The sequence below is a fragment of the Pseudoalteromonas sp. CR1 genome (assembly GCF_019392235.1).
In the GTDB taxonomy this organism is placed as follows: domain Bacteria; phylum Pseudomonadota; class Gammaproteobacteria; order Enterobacterales; family Alteromonadaceae; genus Pseudoalteromonas.
The window spans coordinates 1-257 of record NZ_JAHXRM010000387.1 but is presented as its reverse complement, the minus strand read 5'-3'; the positions used below and the strand labels follow the sequence as shown (position 1 = coordinate 257).

At 67.7% G+C, this 257-nt stretch carries 1 protein-coding gene; it reads left to right on the top strand.

The window, feature by feature from the left end:
* The coding region (locus tag KZZ04_RS19840; RefSeq protein WP_219423977.1) for a GNAT family N-acetyltransferase at positions 1 to 257 on the top strand (257 nt) is incomplete at both ends.

Below are 257 nucleotides of genomic sequence, written 5' to 3'. Positions count from 1 at the left end.
ACCCCACCCCGACGCCGAGCGCCTGCTCGGCAACGGCCTGGCTGCGTTCAATGCAGCCATCACCGGTTGCAACGATCGCCGGCCGCTGACGGTGCTGCTCAAAGACCCTGACACCCGGCAGGTTCTCGGCGGCATTACCGGCAAAACGTCCCTGGGCATGGCCTTTCTTGACCTGTTCCACCTGCCCGACGCCTTGCGCGGTTCGGGCCTGGGCAGCCAGTTGCTGCAGGCCTTTGAACACGAGGCGCGGCGGCGCG